The 15,130-nt window shown below is 55.0% G+C and carries 16 protein-coding genes; 3 read left to right on the top strand and 13 right to left on the bottom strand.

All coding sequences use genetic code 11. From position 1 onward, the window contains the following. Positions 1-421 precede the first annotated feature (421 nt). From yfcG to ACMV5H_RS19730, 3 genes are all read left to right on the top strand, one after another. The gene (gene yfcG, locus ACMV5H_RS19740) at positions 422-1,051 is read left to right on the top strand and encodes a GSH-dependent disulfide bond oxidoreductase (RefSeq protein ID WP_021806021.1); all 630 of its coding nucleotides are present in this window, start codon (positions 422-424) and stop codon (positions 1,049-1,051) included. Between the two features lie 157 nt (positions 1,052-1,208). After that, the gene (folX, locus tag ACMV5H_RS19735; protein WP_021178565.1) at positions 1,209-1,586 is read left to right on the top strand and encodes a dihydroneopterin triphosphate 2'-epimerase; all 378 of its coding nucleotides are present in this window, start codon (positions 1,209-1,211) and stop codon (positions 1,584-1,586) included. Between the two features lie 26 nt (positions 1,587-1,612). Continuing rightward, positions 1,613-2,518 carry a TIGR01777 family oxidoreductase gene (locus tag ACMV5H_RS19730; RefSeq protein ID WP_166733023.1) on the top strand — a complete coding sequence of 302 codons (906 nt, stop codon included), beginning with the start codon at positions 1,613-1,615 and terminating at the stop codon, positions 2,516-2,518. A 46-nt stretch (positions 2,519-2,564) separates the two neighbouring features. Here the strand turns inward: ACMV5H_RS19730 and hisP are convergent, their stop codons facing one another. From hisP to ACMV5H_RS19665, 13 genes are all read right to left on the bottom strand, one after another. Beyond that, on the bottom strand, positions 2,565-3,338 hold the full coding sequence (gene hisP, locus ACMV5H_RS19725) for a histidine ABC transporter ATP-binding protein HisP (RefSeq protein WP_021178567.1): 774 nt from the start codon (positions 3,336-3,338) through the stop codon (positions 2,565-2,567). Between the two features lie 16 nt (positions 3,339-3,354). Beyond that, positions 3,355-4,062, bottom strand: a complete 708-nt coding sequence (locus ACMV5H_RS19720) for an ABC transporter permease (protein WP_021806023.1) — start codon at positions 4,060-4,062, stop codon at positions 3,355-3,357. Continuing rightward, positions 4,059-4,745: a histidine ABC transporter permease HisQ gene (locus ACMV5H_RS19715; protein WP_021178569.1), complete on the bottom strand. Its 687-nt coding sequence runs from the start codon at positions 4,743-4,745 to the stop codon at positions 4,059-4,061. Before ACMV5H_RS19715 ends, ACMV5H_RS19720 begins: the two co-directional genes overlap by 4 nt. Before the next feature lie 96 nt (positions 4,746-4,841). Continuing rightward, positions 4,842-5,624 (bottom strand): histidine ABC transporter substrate-binding protein HisJ, encoded by a 783-nt coding sequence (hisJ, locus tag ACMV5H_RS19710; RefSeq protein WP_037375624.1) that lies wholly within the window; start codon positions 5,622-5,624, stop codon positions 4,842-4,844. Between the two features lie 297 nt (positions 5,625-5,921). After that, the gene (locus ACMV5H_RS19705) at positions 5,922-6,494 is read right to left on the bottom strand and encodes a UbiX family flavin prenyltransferase (protein ID WP_024530661.1); all 573 of its coding nucleotides are present in this window, start codon (positions 6,492-6,494) and stop codon (positions 5,922-5,924) included. A 146-nt stretch (positions 6,495-6,640) separates the two neighbouring features. After that, positions 6,641-8,158 (bottom strand): amidophosphoribosyltransferase, encoded by a 1,518-nt coding sequence (gene purF / locus ACMV5H_RS19700; protein ID WP_021178572.1) that lies wholly within the window; start codon positions 8,156-8,158, stop codon positions 6,641-6,643. 21 nt (positions 8,159-8,179) lie between these two features. Further along, entirely contained in the window at positions 8,180-8,680 is a 501-nt protein-coding gene (gene cvpA, locus ACMV5H_RS19695; RefSeq protein ID WP_021178573.1) for a colicin V production protein, read from the bottom strand. Positions 8,681-9,240: 560 nt separating this feature from the next. Then, a complete protein-coding gene (gene dedD / locus ACMV5H_RS19690) occupies positions 9,241-9,969 on the bottom strand; it encodes a cell division protein DedD (RefSeq protein WP_039995290.1) in 729 nt (242 codons plus the stop codon). Next, on the bottom strand, positions 9,970-11,235 hold the full coding sequence (gene folC, locus ACMV5H_RS19685) for a bifunctional tetrahydrofolate synthase/dihydrofolate synthase (RefSeq protein WP_115158219.1): 1,266 nt from the start codon (positions 11,233-11,235) through the stop codon (positions 9,970-9,972). Positions 11,236-11,390: 155 nt separating this feature from the next. Further along, a complete protein-coding gene (gene accD / locus ACMV5H_RS19680) occupies positions 11,391-12,299 on the bottom strand; it encodes an acetyl-CoA carboxylase, carboxyltransferase subunit beta (RefSeq protein ID WP_021178576.1) in 909 nt (302 codons plus the stop codon). 231 nt (positions 12,300-12,530) lie between these two features. After that, complete coding sequence (locus ACMV5H_RS19675) at positions 12,531-13,193, bottom strand: DedA family protein (protein WP_021178577.1); 663 nt, start codon at positions 13,191-13,193, stop codon at positions 12,531-12,533. An 80-nt stretch (positions 13,194-13,273) separates the two neighbouring features. After that, positions 13,274-14,095: a tRNA pseudouridine(38-40) synthase TruA gene (gene truA / locus ACMV5H_RS19670; protein WP_021178578.1), complete on the bottom strand. Its 822-nt coding sequence runs from the start codon at positions 14,093-14,095 to the stop codon at positions 13,274-13,276. Next, the gene (locus ACMV5H_RS19665) at positions 14,095-15,105 is read right to left on the bottom strand and encodes an aspartate-semialdehyde dehydrogenase (RefSeq protein WP_024485602.1); all 1,011 of its coding nucleotides are present in this window, start codon (positions 15,103-15,105) and stop codon (positions 14,095-14,097) included. Before ACMV5H_RS19665 ends, truA begins: the two co-directional genes overlap by 1 nt. Positions 15,106-15,130: the final 25 nt, after the last annotated feature.

Here is a 15,130-nt window from a genome sequence, read left to right as displayed (position 1 = left end):
AAAGCGAGGACTTTCCGCTTTTCAGGTCGTCAGTGATATCGTCTCGGCGGTGTTAGCCAAACACCCTTATCCTGACGTTTTTAGCCTCACCAAAGAGTCGTCAATCCCCCTCTAGTGAACGGTTACCTCTCTAACTAGTGTGAGAGTGCACGTTATCATATGTTCGCACTTGCAGCTCTCTATTGTGATGGTATCGACGTGCACAGTACATGCTTCACAGAAAGACCTAATGCCCTATCCGAGGTATCTCCGTATAACCAAAGCCTGGATCGAACATCACGCCATCATATAAGCTGTAACAGTACCCTCTGCATCCGCAACAGGGCCGCCGATAAAGCCCATGCGGATGTTCGCATAGTCTCAAGCGAACCAACCGATCTATGCTCATCTTATCTTGATGTTTTATAAGGAGTATTATCATATGATTGATCTGTATTACGCACCGACTCCCAATGGGCACAAAATTACCCTGCTTTTGGAGGAGGTTGGTTTACCTTATCGTATCCATCGCGTAAATATCAGTGCTGGCGATCAATTCACACCAGCGTTTCTGGCCATTTCTCCCAACAACAAAATCCCGGCCATCGTTGATCAACAACCCGTTGACGGTGGGGCACCCATCAGCCTGTTTGAGTCAGGCGAGATCCTGCTCTATCTGGCGGAGAAAACCGGCAAACTGCTCAGCAAAGGGGTTCGCGAGCGGGCAGCAACGCTACAGTGGTTATTTTGGCAGGTCGCCGGGTTTGGGCCGATGCTTGGGCAAAATCATCACTTCAACCACTACGCACCACAACCTGTCCCCTACGCGATAGAACGCTACCAGCAGGAAACCAAACGCCTGTATGGCGTACTGGAAACCGAGTTGCAACGGCATCCTTACCTGGGCGGCGATAACTACAGCATTGCCGATATTGCGACTTATCCCTGGGTAGTGTCGCATCCACGCCAGCGCATCGATCTGGCGGATTATCCGGCGGTGCGTAACTGGTTCGAACGCATCCGCAACCGCCCGGCCACGGAACGCGCCTATAAATTGGCAGATCAAGCCTAACGCTGCCCTCCCCCTCTCTTGCATCGTGTACACATCGGAGAGGGGAAACCGGTGTGATCTCCCCCGCGTTGCTCTCTTTAAGCGTCTGGCTACATTATCTTTTCTTCACTTTCCGTGTATTCTGAATACAAACAATCAGACCTCCGGAGAATCTCTGATGCCATGCCAGCAACCCGATGCCATTATCCGTATTAAAAACCTGCGGTTACGCACCTTCATCGGTATCAAGGAAGAAGAAATCAACAACCGTCAGGACGTTCTGATCAACGTAGCGATCCACTACCCGGCAGACAAGGCGCGTAACAGCGAAGACATTAGCGACGCCCTCAACTATCGCACCATCACCAAGGCGATCATTCGCCATATCGAGGACAACCGCTTCGCGCTACTGGAAAAATTAACTCAGGATGTGCTCGACATAGTGAAACAACATCCATGGGTAACCTATGCTGAAGTAGAGATAGATAAATTGCTGGCCCTACGTTATGCCGACTCGGTTTCCATGACTATGAGTTACCGACGGGAAACCGCTTAGCACTCACCCTACCAGGGAGGCCGACCATGAAGATCCTGATTACCGGCGCGACTGGGTTGATCGGCAGTAGCCTGACCAGGCAACTGCTGCACCTTTCGCATGAGATCACCCTGTTGACGCGCAACGTCGCCAAGGCACGGGATAAGTTCGGCGATCGGCTCAGCTACTGGGCTTCGCTTGATGAACAACGCTGTCTGGACGGCTTTGATGCCGTGATCAACTTGGCGGGTGAGCCCATTGCCGACAAACGCTGGAGCAAGGCGCAGAAAGAACTGCTATGCCGCAGCCGTTGGGATTTAACCGAACGACTAGCCACGCTCATCGCCGCCAGCAATACGCCACCTTCGGTACTGATTTCCGGCTCGGCGGTCGGCTATTACGGCGATCAGGGCCAGGCGGTGGTAACGGAAGAAGAACCTCCGCACGATGAATTTACCCACCAGCTGTGCCAACGCTGGGAGGCTCTGGCCCTTCGGGCGCAAAGTAGCTACACGCGCGTTTGCCTGCTACGTACCGGCGTTGTCTTGTCGCCCAAAGGGGGAGCGCTGGCGAAGATGCTACCGCCATTCCGTATGGGGTTAGGCGGGCCGATCGGCAATGGCCGCCAGTATCTGCCCTGGATCCATATCGACGATATGGTCAATGCCATCATTTACCTGTTGGACAATCCTGCGCTACGTGGGCCATTCAATATGGTGGCACCTTATCCGGTGCATAATGAACAGTTCACCGCCACCCTGGCCAAGGTGCTGGATCGTCCAGCATTTTTGCGTGCGCCAGCCTTTGCCATGCGGTTACTGATGGGGGAAGCGGCGGTGTTGGTATTAGGGGGGCAACGGGCAGTGCCGAGGCGGTTGGAAGAGGCGGGATTTGTTTTCCGTTTCTTTGAACTGGAACAAGCGCTGGATGATGTGATCAATCAACAGGCTTGATGCCCTCTCACCGTCTCCCTGCGGGAGACGGTGAGAGGAAAAATATCTACTTCAGCGCTCCTGAAAGAAACTGCTGCAAACGCGGGCTCTTAGGGTTACCAAACAACTCCGCAGGTGGCCCCTGCTCTTCAATCACCCCCTGATGCAGGAAAATGACGTGGCTGGAGACATGGCGCGCAAATTCCATTTCGTGCGTCACTACCACCATGGTTTTCCCCTCTTCCGCCAATTTCTGCATAATGCGCAGCACTTCGCCCACCAGTTCAGGATCCAGCGCCGAAGTCGGTTCGTCGAACAACAGCACTTCCGGCTCCATTGCCAACGCCCGGGCAATGGAAACACGTTGCTGTTGCCCACCGGAGAGGTGCACCGGGTATTTGATTTGCGCCCGCGCGTCAATGCCGACCTTATCCAGATAGCGCACCGCCCGTTCACGCGCCTCGGCCTTGCTCAGCCCCAATACCTGGATTGGAGCTTCCATCACATTCTCCAACACCGTCATGTGGCTCCACAGGTTGAAATGCTGGAACACCATGGTCAGGCGGGTACGCAGCAACTGCAGCTGTTTCTTGTCAAAGACTCTGAGCTGGCCATCCTTGTCGCGCACCATGCGAATATTTTCATTATTCAGGCTGATGGAGCCTTCGCTGGGCTTTTCCAGGAAGTTGATGCAACGCAGAAAGGTACTTTTACCGGAGCCGGAAGAACCAATAATGCTAATCACATCGCCCGCATTGGCCGCCAGGGAGACCCCTTTCAGTACTTCATGGTCACCATAACGCTTGTGCAGTTCGGTGACGGCTAATTTTTGTTCAGGCATGGTGGATCCCCGTCATTCATCGATGAGTTACGTGTGCCATCCAGCGTTTTTCTGCCCTGCGGAACAGGCTGATCAACGTATAGGAGATAATCAGATACAGCACGGCCGCAATGCCAAAGGCATAAAACGGCTGGTAGGTCGCCGCGTTGATATCGCGGGCCACCTTCAACAGGTCCGGCACCGTGGCGGTAAAGGCCAGTGCGGTCGAGTGCAGCATCAGAATCACTTCATTGCTGTACGCCGGTAGTGCCGAACGCAGCGCCGAAGGCAAAATAATGCAGCGATACAGTTTAAAGCTGGAAAACCCATAGGCCCTGGCCGCTTCAATTTCCCCATGCGGCACCGAACGAATGGCTCCGGCGAAAATCTCTGTGGTATAGGCACAGGTATTCAGCGTTAGCGCCAATATGGTGCAGTTCATCCCGCTGCGGAAAAACGCATTGAGCAGCTCAGTACCCCGCACGATTTCCAGGCTGTACATACCGGAATAAAACACCAACAGTTGTACGTACAGCGGCGTACCGCGGAAAACATAGGTATACAGCCACACCGGGTAGCGTACCCAGCGGATGGAAGATACCCGAGCTACCGCCATCGGGATGGCCAGCAGCCCGCCCATGACCACCGAAGAGATCAGCAACCACAGCGTCACCGCCACACCGGTATAGCGATAGCCATCGGTCCACAGCAGTTGCTGCCAATACTGATGCAGAATATCGATCATAGTTCGGCCCTTTTGACGCCCAGTGAATAACGCCTCTCAAGCCACAGCAACACACCGTTGGAAATCGTGGTGAACAACAGATACACCAAACCTGCGACAATGGCGTAGAAGAAAGGCTGATAGGTGCCCTTTCCTGCCAGCTGCGTGGCCTTTACCAGATCGTTGAGTCCAAGAATGGAGACCAAGGCCGTCGCCTTGAGGATCACCTGCCAGTTGTTGCCGATGCCGGGTAACGCAAAGCGCATCATGGCCGGAAACAGAATGCGGCGGAAAATCTGCCCGTTGGAAAAACCGAAGGCGGTAGCCGCCTCGATCTGACCACGAGGCACCGCCAGGTAAGCTCCCCGGAAGGTTTCGGTAAAATAGGCTCCGTAGATAAAGCCCAGGGTAATGATGCCCGCCCCCAAGGGATCGATATCAATCTGTGAGAAGCCAATAAACTCCGTCACATGGTTAAGGGCAATTTGCAGACCGTAGAAGATCAACAGCATCAACACCAGGTCCGGCACGCCACGGATCAAGGTGGTATAGGCACCAAAGATCGTGGAAATAACAGGGTTTTGCGAAAGTTTACCGCCAGCGCCGATCAAACCAATCACCACTGCCAGCAATACGGAGCTGAGGGCCAGCTCCAGCGTCACCAGAGCCCCCTCAAATATCAGTTGGGAGTAACCTTGTAGCATTTACGTCACCCTGTCGTCATTGAGCACGTCATGACACTCCAGCCAGAACAGGCCCGGAGAACCGGGCCTGTTGTCATAGAGAGTACCCGACAGGAATTAGCCGCCGTAAACGTCAAAGTCGAAGTATTTTTTCGCGAACTTATCGTAGGTGCCATCTTTGCGCATTTCGGCAAAGGCTTTGTCCAGCGCCGCTTTCAGCTCGGTTTCATCCTTGCGCAGCCCCATACCAGTGCCGACACCAAAGAATTTATCGTCCTTCACCGATTCACCGGCAAACTCGTACTCCTTGCCTGGAGGCTGCTTCAGGAAGCCTTCGCTCGCGGCGACTTCATCTTGAAACGCGGCGTCAATACGCCCGGAAGCCAGATCCGCATACACCAGATCCTGGTTCTGGTAAGGCACCACGGTCACGCCTTTTGGCTGCCAGTTGGCGTTAGCAAAAGCTTCCTGGGTGGTCCCCTGCAATACGCCGATGCTTTTGCCCTTCAGCGCATCGACGGTTGGCAGGATCTTGGAGCCTTTTGGTGCGATCAGGCGTGAGTTGGCCGCAAACAGCTTGTCGGTGAAAGCAATTTCCTGCTGGCGTTTTTCGGTAATGGACAGAGACGAGATGATCGCGTCGATTTTCTTCGCTTTCAGGGAGGGGATCAGCGCATCAAAATCGCTTTCCACAAAGATACACTTGGTATTTATGCGTTTGCACAGCTCGGTGGCCAGATCGATATCGAAGCCAACCAGTTGACCCTGCGCATTTTTCGATTCAAACGGCGCATAGGTAGGATCGGTACCGATTTTCAGTGTGGAAGGTAATGCGGCGAATGCACTGCCAACCGCGCTCAAAGCCAAAACTAAAGGGAGAACTTTAACAAGCTTTTTCATAATTACCCTCAAATGGATATTTTTGCCGATGCCACTACGGGCATTACTTTCATCACACACAGGATCTGCAGTAATCATGCCACTTTGTCATTAACGAGCGCGGGGAACGGCCACGCTCTGTTCAAAGCTCTTCCCAGAGGCAACGAACGACAAAATGAACGGCAAACTCGGGCTTCGCCATGGAAAACCTACAAGTTACTGAAACAGAGTGCATGGGGAAGCAGGATCATTATGATGCATCAATCGCACTAAATCAGTGCGATGTTGCACAAATGTATAAATTTGAGGGTAAATTGGTTAATTAACGCCTTGCCAACGCGTGAAGAGATCTTGCGGCAGTTCGATGTCAAACTGGTCGATAACCCGATTAACGGTCTGATCGATAATATCATCAACGGTTTGCGGACGATGGTAGAAGGCCGGTACCGGCGGCATAATCACCGCCCCCATCTCCGCGGCCTGGGTCATCAGCCGCAGATGGCCCAGGTGCAACGGCGTTTCACGCACGCAGAGCACCAGTGGCCGACGCTCTTTGAGGACCACATCGGCGGCGCGAGTCAGCAGCCCATCGCTGTAACTGTTGACGATGCCAGATAACGTTTTGATTGAGCATGGCAAAATCACCATCCCCATGGTTTTGAACGAGCCGGAGGAAATACTGGCGGCAATATCACGCGCATCGTGCACCACATCGGCCAGGGCCTGAACGTCACGCAGGCTCAGAGAGGTTTCCAACGCCAGCGTCTGGCGCGCCGCGTTGCTCATTACCAGGTGGGTTTCCACCTCTTCTACACCACGTAGCACCTGTAGTAAGCGCACGCCGTAGATAGCGCCGCTGGCGCCGGAAATACCGATAATGAGTCTTTTCATCAAGCTGGCCTTTGTCGGGAAATATGCCGTAAGGATAGCCGAATAGGGGCAGGTTTGGCAGCAAACCTTCGTAGATTCAAGGTGGGAATAAAACAATGCACCATAACCAACGCTACGGTGCACCGTTTTGGTGAGGCACGTGGGCGTTAGCCCTCGTTATGCATTTCCAGATTTTCGGCTTCCGTCTGGCCGCGCAACGCTTTGGCATCGTCATTACGCAGCGTTTCCAGATATTCCAGATAGCTCTGGTCAACGTCTTTGGTCACGTAGATGCCGTTAAACACCGAGCATTCGAACTGGGCGATGTCCGGGTTCTCTTCGCGCACTGCGGCGATCAGGTCATCCAGATCCTGGAAAATCAGGCCGTCGGCACCAATAATCTGGCGGATTTCGTCTACTTCACGCCCATGGGCAATCAGCTCCGTCGCGCTCGGCATATCGATGCCGTACACGTTAGGGAAGCGGATCTCCGGTGCGGCAGAAGCCAGATAAACCCGTTTGGCCCCGGCGTCACGCGCCATCTCCACGATCTGCTCTGAAGTGGTACCACGGACGATGGAGTCATCAACCAGCAGCACGTTCTTATCGCGGAATTCGGCACGATTGGCGTTCAGCTTGCGGCGTACCGACTTACGGCGAGCCTGCTGGCCCGGCATGATGAAGGTGCGGCCAACATAGCGATTCTTGACGAAGCCCTGGCGATACGGTTTATCCAGAATACGGGCAATCTCCAGCGCGATATCGCAAGAGGTTTCCGGGATCGGGATCACCACATCAATATCCAGATCTTCCCATTCGCGCGCAATCTTCTCACCCAATTTCTGCCCCATACGCACGCGGGCGCTGTAGACGGAGATCTTGTCCATAAAGGAGTCAGGACGGGCAAAGTAGACATACTCGAACAGGCATGGATTGGTTTTTGGGTTCTCCGCGCACTGGCGAGTGAACAACTGGCCTTTTTCGGTGATATACACCGCTTCGCCCGGCGCTACGTCGCGCAGGAAGTCGAAGCCCAAGGTATCCAGCGCCACGCTCTCAGAGGCTACCATGTACTCACAGCGGCCATCTTCCAGCTCACGTTTGCCGATCACCAGCGGGCGAATGCCGTTGGGATCGCGGAACGCCACCAGACCGTGGCCGATAATCATGGCTACGCAGGCGTAAGCGCCACGCAGTTGCTGATGCATCGCGGCAACGGCGGTAAATATGTTGTCGGACTCCAGTGGATAATGCGGGAAACGGTCAAGCTCGGTGGCCAGCACGTTCAGCAGGATCTCGGAATCGGAAGTGGTGTTGACATGACGGCGGCCACGTTCAAACAGCTGTTGGCGCAGTTCGTGGGCGTTGGTCAGGTTGCCGTTGTGTGCCAGCGTAATGCCGAACGGCGAGTTGACATAGAAAGGTTGAGCTTCTGAAGCGCTGGAGCTGCCAGCCGTTGGGTAACGCACATGGCCAATGCCCATGTTGCCCTGCAGGCGCAGCATATGCCGGGCTTCAAATACATCTTTCACCAGACCATTTGCCTTGCGCAGGCGGAACCCATTATGGGCATCAATAGTGACGATGCCAGCGGCATCCTGTCCACGATGCTGGAGCACCATCAATGCATCATAAATCGACTGGTTTACCGGCATAAAACCGGCGATACCGACAATACCGCACATGTTGTCTTTTCCTCTAAGCCGCTACCGCCCCGGTAATTGGGTTGGTAAGAAACTCGACGTGCTTTGCAGATAGTCAAAGAACCATCTGATGATGTAACTGAACTGGGGGATCAGCTGTGACTGTTTCCAGTCCGCACTTTGCGACAGGGTGGTAAAGGTATCCAGGAAGAACAGTATCGCTGCCACGATCAACACGCCGCGCAGTGCGCCGAAACACACGCCCAGCACCCGATCGGTGCCCGATAATCCGGTTTTCTCTACCAGTGACCCAATCACATAGTTAACGATAGCGCCCACAATCAGCGTTGCGATAAACAAAATGGCAATCGCAATGCCGTTACGTACCAGCTCATCTTCAAAACGGGTGAAGTAGGCTGCAAGGTATGGGTAGAAATGGCTGGCAACAAAGAACGCACATCCCCATGTCACAAGTGACAATGCTTCGCGAACAAAACCTCGGATCAGGCTCACCAGAGCCGAAAATCCAATCAACGCTAAAATGACGTAATCAATCCAGACCATGAACTATTCCAATGATGAATCGCCCCTGCATCCAATCGCGGCGAATTCTAACAGAAAAAGAAAACGTTTGCGTAGCGGATTTCCCACCACGTAACAAATAAAAAACGGCGATGTTAAAATTGCCAATCGCCGCGCCTACATAGGATATCCGGCCCCTGAAAGGCACATTTTTTGTGGTGATTTGGCAATCCTCCTCCTTGAGCACTGGCCCCTCACCCTAACCCTCTCCCACAGGGAGAGGGGATCGTCCGAGTCGCGCTTAGCCGTTGTGACACAATTCCAACTTCCCCGTACCTTCTCCAACAGGGAGGCGGATCGTCCAAATCGCTGTGAGCTGCTGTGACACAATTCCAACTCCCCCGTACCTTCTCCCACAGAGAGGCGGATCGTCCAAGTCGCTGTGAGCTGCTGTGACACAATTCCAACTTACCCGAACCTTGGATTAAGTGAGCAAGAATATTAGAACCCCTCCCCCTCTACGCACAATGCTTGAGGGAACGCCCCCTCTCCCTGTGGGAGAGGGTCGGGGTGAGGGGCATACATATGACAGCCCCAATGGATCAACGTGCGCTATACGCCTTCACCTGCCCGCTCAGCCCACTGATCCCATTCAGCTCCGCCAGCGAAGCCTGCAGCTTCTGCTTCGAGGCATCTGGGCCAACGTAGATGCGGGTGATCTCACCCTGCACCGGCGTGGATGGCACGGTATAAGCCCGGTGCCCAGACAGGCGCAGCGAAGCGACGATCTCATTGACCTTGGCAGCATTTTTCAACGCCCCCAACTGCACCACATAGGCCTGACCAACCGGTGCCTTTTCTTCAACCGCAGGTTTGGTTTCAGGCTTTGGCTCTGGTTTCACTTCCGGCTTTGGCTCTACCTTTGGCGGTGTTGGCACTGGCTTAGGTTTCACTTCCACCGGCTTCACCTCTACCGGTTTAGGTTTAGTTGGCTGAACCGGTTTGGTTTCGATGGGCGGCGGAGCAACAACCGCAGGCTGCTGCGGTTGAGTCGTTTGATTAGCCGCCTGCTGGGCGGAGGCCTCGGCGGCGGCCTGCTGCTGTTCAACCAAAGCACCAGCCCCCTCCGGTGGAACCGAAGGTAGCGCCTGATTGGCCGGTGGGATCACGTCGATTTCATGAGCATCCCCCGGTTTGGGCACTAACGGGATCGCCGCAAACTCATCCTCATAATGCTTCTTTTTGCCGTCAAGCAGCCCCGGCAGGACAATCACCCCCAGGGCAACCAAAATCACGGTTCCAACCAGTCGATTCTGAAATTTACTTGCCACTCACACTCCCCGCCTCTCGTCTAACGCCGCCATCACGTGGGCAACAGTGTGGAAAGACCCACAGACGATCACAATATCCTGAATATCTGCGTCCTGCATAGCCTGACGCCAGGCAGTTTCGACATCGGCAAATTTGCGTGGTTCCGTTAAATACTGTGCCAGCAGTTCAACGCTGGCTCCGCGCGGGCCTTCCAGCGGCGCACAATACCACTCGTCCACCTGTTCACTCAGGCAGGCCAGCGTACCGGCAATGTCTTTGTCCGACAGCATTCCCACCACCGCGCGAACCACACCGCCATTGCGGGGAAGTTTCGCCAGCCGCCCAGCCAGATAGGCCGCAGCATGAGGGTTGTGGGCAACGTCCAGGATCAGCTGCGGGTTCTGCTGCACGGTCTGAAAACGCCCTGGCAAAGCGGCCTGTTGTAGACCGGCAAAAATCGCCTTTTCGTCGATTTCCAGCGCCGAATAGTGCAGCGCAGCCAATGCCGTCGCCGCGTTCGCCAAGGGGACATTAGGCATAGGGAGCTCGGTCAGACGTGTGCCGCCCCCTTCCCATTGCCAGCGTTCACCCTGTTCGCTGAACGACCAGGCATCATCACGGCGATACAGTTGAGCGTTGAGATCTTCCGCTACCTGCTGGATGCTATGCGGCATATCAGGTTCACCGACCACGGCAGGCTTGCCGCCACGGAATATCCCCGCCTTCTCGCGGCCAATGCTTTCACGATCGTGGCCTAGCCAGTCGGTGTGATCCAAGGCAATGCTGGTCACCACGGCGACGCTTGGCTCAACGATATTGGTCGCGTCCAGACGCCCGCCCAGCCCCACTTCCAGGATCACCACGTCAAGCTTAGCCTGTTTAAACAGCTGTAATGCCGACAGGGTGCCAAATTCGAAATAGGTCAGCGAGGTTTCCCCCCTGCCAGCCTCAATCGCGGCAAATGAGCGGCAGTGTTCAGCTTCACTCAGCTCTTCACCCTGTATGCGCACCCGTTCGGTATAACGCACCAGATGCGGTGAACTGTAAACCCCGACCCGAAGCCCGGCAGCCAGCAAAATGGCCTCTAACGTGCGGCAGGTGGTGCCTTTGCCGTTAGTACCGGCAACGGTAAATACCGTAGGAGCAGGAGTGAGAAGGTCAAGGTGCGCCGCAACGTGTTGCACACGCTCCAGGCCGAGTTCGATCGCCTGGCTATGCAGACGTTCCAGATAGTAAAGCCACGAGCTCAATGGCGACGTGGCTTGGGGAATTTGGTGGTTTTGCATGAGTCCCATCACTGACTTTGGGTTCATAAATCCGTAAGACGCATCGCCCTGACGATGTCAAAAGCGATGCTCTTCGTTTCCCGCCGCAACTTAGCCACAAAATGGCGGCAGAACCCGGCGCAGGCTTGCACCTATACCGGGTCTTTGTCTGCTCCTCAGGCGTCGGCCTGATTTTCCTGAGCGATGACCGGCGCGGCCTCATCGAAATGCGGCTGCGGCTGGTTGGTCAGCTTGGACAGAATGCTGGCCAGTGTCTGACGCATCACCGGGCGGCGCACGATCATGTCGATGGCGCCCTTTTCAATCAGGAACTCACTGCGCTGGAAGCCCGGCGGCAGTTTTTCACGTACGGTTTGTTCGATAACCCGTGGCCCGGCAAAGCCGATCAGCGCTTTTGGCTCGGCAATGTTGATATCACCCAGCATCGCCAGGCTGGCGGATACGCCACCCATGGTCGGATCGGTCAGTACCGAAATATACGGCAGGCCACGCTCTTGCAGCTTGGCCAACGCGGCGCTGGTTTTCGCCATCTGCATCAGCGACATCAGCGCTTCCTGCATACGCGCACCGCCACTGGCAGAGAAGCACACCAGCGGGCAGTTATCTTCCAACGCCTGTTCAACCGCACGCACAAAGCGTGCACCAACCACGGAAGACATCGAACCGCCGATAAAGGCGAATTCGAAGGAGGCCGCAACGATCGGCATGCCATACAGCGTGCCCTTCATCACCACCAGCGCGTCTTTCTCGCCGGTTGCTTTCTGTGCGGCAACCAGGCGATCTTTGTACTTTTTGGAATCCTTGAACTTCAGAACGTCTTTCGGCTCCAGTTCGCTGCCCAGTTCCACTTCACTGCCTTCATCCAGCAAGGTATGCAGACGCATACGGGCTGACATGCGCATGTGGTGGTCGCACTTGGGGCAGACCTCAAGGTTACGCTCCAGTTCAGCACGGTAAAGGACCTGACCACAGCTATCGCATTTGGTCCAGACCCCTTCAGGAATGCTCACCTTACGGGTTTGCGTAACATTGCTTTTGTTGAGAATTCGTTCAATCCAGCTCATCGATGACCTTTCTGTTTGAACCTGGCAGACACCCGTCCGCTGTTCATGCCTTAACAATCCTCCCGCAACACACCCCATGCAAAAATGCCGAGCTAAGCGCAACTGGCGCGCTACCAAGGCATTGGCTTCAGGGTCGTTCGCGGGAACAGACCATAAATGTCGCTCATTAAACCATATCGGCCCGATTGTGTGGACAAAAAACTGGTCGAACCGACGGGTTAAGCGGTGTTTTTACTGTTTTTGTTGGCGGGCAGCCGCGCGTTTATGGCGCCAGATTTCAATAATGCCCGGCAGAATTGAAACCAGGATGATGCCAACAATCAACAACTTCAAGTTTTCCTGCACGATCGGCAAGTCGCCAAACAGGTAGCCAGCATAAGTGAACAGCAGCACCCAAAGTAGCGCACCAATCACGTTATAGGCAGCAAAGTGGCGATAGGACATATGCCCCATACCGGCCACGAACGGCGCAAAGGTGCGCACGATCGGCACAAATCGCGCCAGAATAATGGTTTTTCCGCCGTGTTTCTCGTAGAACTGGTGGGTTTTGTCCAGATAGCTACGACGGAAAATTTTCGAGTTCGGGTTGCTGAACAGCTTTTCGCCGAACAGCCGACCAATAGTGTAGTTGACGGCATCGCCAATCACCGCCGCAATCACCATCAACGCCACCATGGTATGCACGTTGAGATCGTTGGAAGGCAACGCGGCCAGCGCACCGGCGACAAACAGCAGAGAATCCCCCGGCAGGAATGGCGTAACCACCAGCCCGGTTTCACAAAACAGGATCAGGAACAGAATGGCGTAAACCCACATACCGTATTGCGCGACCAGTTCGGCCAGGTGCACATCAATATGCAAAATAAAATCAATCAGAAACTTGATGATGTCCATAAACTCTCTCAATTGACCGGGTGTCTCTCTCACCCAGCGTTGGCACCAATAAATAACGCATTAATCTGCCAGCCTGCCAGTTAATCGTCAGCTAAAAACAACGGCCCCATCGGCGGCCGGGGCAAGGCAAACGACTCTGGATAATCAACCGCGACCAGATACAGGCCTTCAGCCCGTGCGGTAGCGGCCGCCAGGCTGCGATCTTTGAGCGCCAACAGCTCGCCCATCCAGTTCTCATCCTGATTGCCACAGCCAATCTCCATCAGGCTGCCAACAATGTTGCGCACCATATGATGGACAAAGGCGTTGGCCTTTATATCTACCACGATATATTCGCCATAGCGCGAAACCTTAACGTGTTTTACGTTTCGCCACGGCGTGCGTGACTGGCATTGCACCGCCCGGAATGAGGTAAAGTCGTTTTCCCCCAGCAGGGCCTGCGCGGCACGATGCATGCGATCGGCGTCCAGCGGATGATAAAAGTGCGTCACCCCCTGCTGCAAGACCGCCGGGCGATAGCGGTGATTATAAATAATGTAGCGATAACGCCGCGCGGTGGCGCTAAAGCGAGCATGAAAATCGCTGCTGACCTCTTTCACCCAGCGTACCGCGATATCTGGCGGCAAATGGCTGTTCACCCCCATCGTCCAGGCGGCGTCTTTACGCTGTGCGGCGGTTTCGAAATGCACCACCTGCCCGGTAGCGTGCACCCCAGCATCGGTGCGCCCGGCGCAGAATACGCCGATCGGCGCATCCGCCACCTTGCTTAACGCTTTTTCCAGGCATGCCTGGACGCTGGTAACCTCTTGCTGACGCTGCCAGCCGTAATAACGGCTGCCGTCATACTCAATCCCCAGCGCAATTTTCAGCATTGGCTGGGTTGGCAACTCCACCTCGGACATCAGTACATCTGCTCCTGCAACAGCCGTTCAGCGGTTTCGATCGCCATCAACGCGCCACCAAAGCGCACGTTATCGGCCACCGACCAGAACTGCAGCATCTCGGGGATACCGTAATCATTGCGCAGACAGCCAATGCTCAGCATATCGCTGCCGGAAGCTTCGGTAACCTGAGTCGGATAATCGTCTTCTTCGCTCAGTTGAATATCTTCAGCCTGCTCCAGCTCGTGGCGAGCTTCCTCTGCCGCGATTGGACGCAGCGCTTCCAGATGTACCACTTGCGCATGGCCATAGAAAACCGGCGACTGAACGCAGCTTACCGAAATCGGCAGCCCTTCATCCTGCAACACCTTACGCACCTGATCGACGATCAGACGCTCTTCACGCACGCTGCCCTGCTCATCGGTCATCAATGGCAGCAGGTTAAACGCCAACTGCTTGGCGAACACGCCTGGTTCTGCGGGAATGCCGTTCAGCAGACGCGCGCTCTGGCCTGCCAGATCGTCCACCGCGACCTTGCCGCGTGCCGAAACCGACATCAGCGTGGTGACGTGCAGACGGGAAAGCCCGGCCTGTTCGGTCAGCGGTTTAATCGCCGTCAACAGTTGGCTCACCATACTGTCGGCCACCGCGACGATATTGCGGTTGCGGTAATCCGCCAGCACCTGAGGGTTAACACCTGGCACCACTAACGGCACGTCCGGCTCAAGTGCAAAATGGCCGCTGGTGTCGATCACCAGGCAGCCCATATTGCCCGCATCATCAGCGTAACGGGCCGCAGCTTCGCTACCGGCAACAAAAAACGCCAGTTGCGCCTGCGACCAGTCGAATTCTTCTACGTTTTCCACCAGCAAGGATTTGCCGTTGAAACGCACCGTAGCGCCAGCACTGCGCTCGCTGGCTAAAGGAAAGAGTTCACCCACCGGGAACTGGCGTTCCTGTAGCAATTCCAGCAACGCTTCACCTACTGCGCCAGTGGCACCGAGCACAGCGATATTCCAGCCGTCAGACATTGGGTTTCTCCAGAGTATTTGATTC

Source organism: Serratia sp. N21D137 (assembly GCF_047530005.1).
Classification (GTDB): domain Bacteria; phylum Pseudomonadota; class Gammaproteobacteria; order Enterobacterales; family Enterobacteriaceae; genus Chania; species Chania fonticola_B.
This window is presented reverse-complemented; position numbering and strand designations above follow the sequence as displayed.

What these genes read in the sequence shown, in the direction of transcription:
- ACMV5H_RS19730 (WP_166733023.1), top strand. Translation starts at nt 1,613, where the DNA reads ATGAAGATCCTGATTACCGGCGCGACTGGGTTGATCGGCAGTAGCCTG.
- purF (WP_021178572.1), bottom strand. Translation starts at nt 8,158, where the DNA reads ATGTGCGGTATTGTCGGTATCGCCGGTTTTATGCCGGTAAACCAGTCG.
- hisJ (WP_037375624.1), bottom strand. Translation starts at nt 5,624, where the DNA reads ATGAAAAAGCTTGTTAAAGTTCTCCCTTTAGTTTTGGCTTTGAGCGCG.
- ACMV5H_RS19720 (WP_021806023.1), bottom strand. Translation starts at nt 4,062, where the DNA reads ATGATCGATATTCTGCATCAGTATTGGCAGCAACTGCTGTGGACCGAT.
- ACMV5H_RS19715 (WP_021178569.1), bottom strand. Translation starts at nt 4,745, where the DNA reads ATGCTACAAGGTTACTCCCAACTGATATTTGAGGGGGCTCTGGTGACG.
- ACMV5H_RS19665 (WP_024485602.1), bottom strand. Translation starts at nt 15,105, where the DNA reads ATGTCTGACGGCTGGAATATCGCTGTGCTCGGTGCCACTGGCGCAGTA.
- folC (WP_115158219.1), bottom strand. Translation starts at nt 11,235, where the DNA reads ATGCAAAACCACCAAATTCCCCAAGCCACGTCGCCATTGAGCTCGTGG.
- accD (WP_021178576.1), bottom strand. Translation starts at nt 12,299, where the DNA reads ATGAGCTGGATTGAACGAATTCTCAACAAAAGCAATGTTACGCAAACC.
- folX (WP_021178565.1), top strand. Translation starts at nt 1,209, where the DNA reads ATGCCATGCCAGCAACCCGATGCCATTATCCGTATTAAAAACCTGCGG.
- hisP (WP_021178567.1), bottom strand. Translation starts at nt 3,338, where the DNA reads ATGCCTGAACAAAAATTAGCCGTCACCGAACTGCACAAGCGTTATGGT.
- ACMV5H_RS19705 (WP_024530661.1), bottom strand. Translation starts at nt 6,494, where the DNA reads ATGAAAAGACTCATTATCGGTATTTCCGGCGCCAGCGGCGCTATCTAC.
- cvpA (WP_021178573.1), bottom strand. Translation starts at nt 8,680, where the DNA reads ATGGTCTGGATTGATTACGTCATTTTAGCGTTGATTGGATTTTCGGCT.
- ACMV5H_RS19675 (WP_021178577.1), bottom strand. Translation starts at nt 13,193, where the DNA reads ATGGACATCATCAAGTTTCTGATTGATTTTATTTTGCATATTGATGTG.
- truA (WP_021178578.1), bottom strand. Translation starts at nt 14,095, where the DNA reads ATGTCCGAGGTGGAGTTGCCAACCCAGCCAATGCTGAAAATTGCGCTG.
- yfcG (WP_021806021.1), top strand. Translation starts at nt 422, where the DNA reads ATGATTGATCTGTATTACGCACCGACTCCCAATGGGCACAAAATTACC.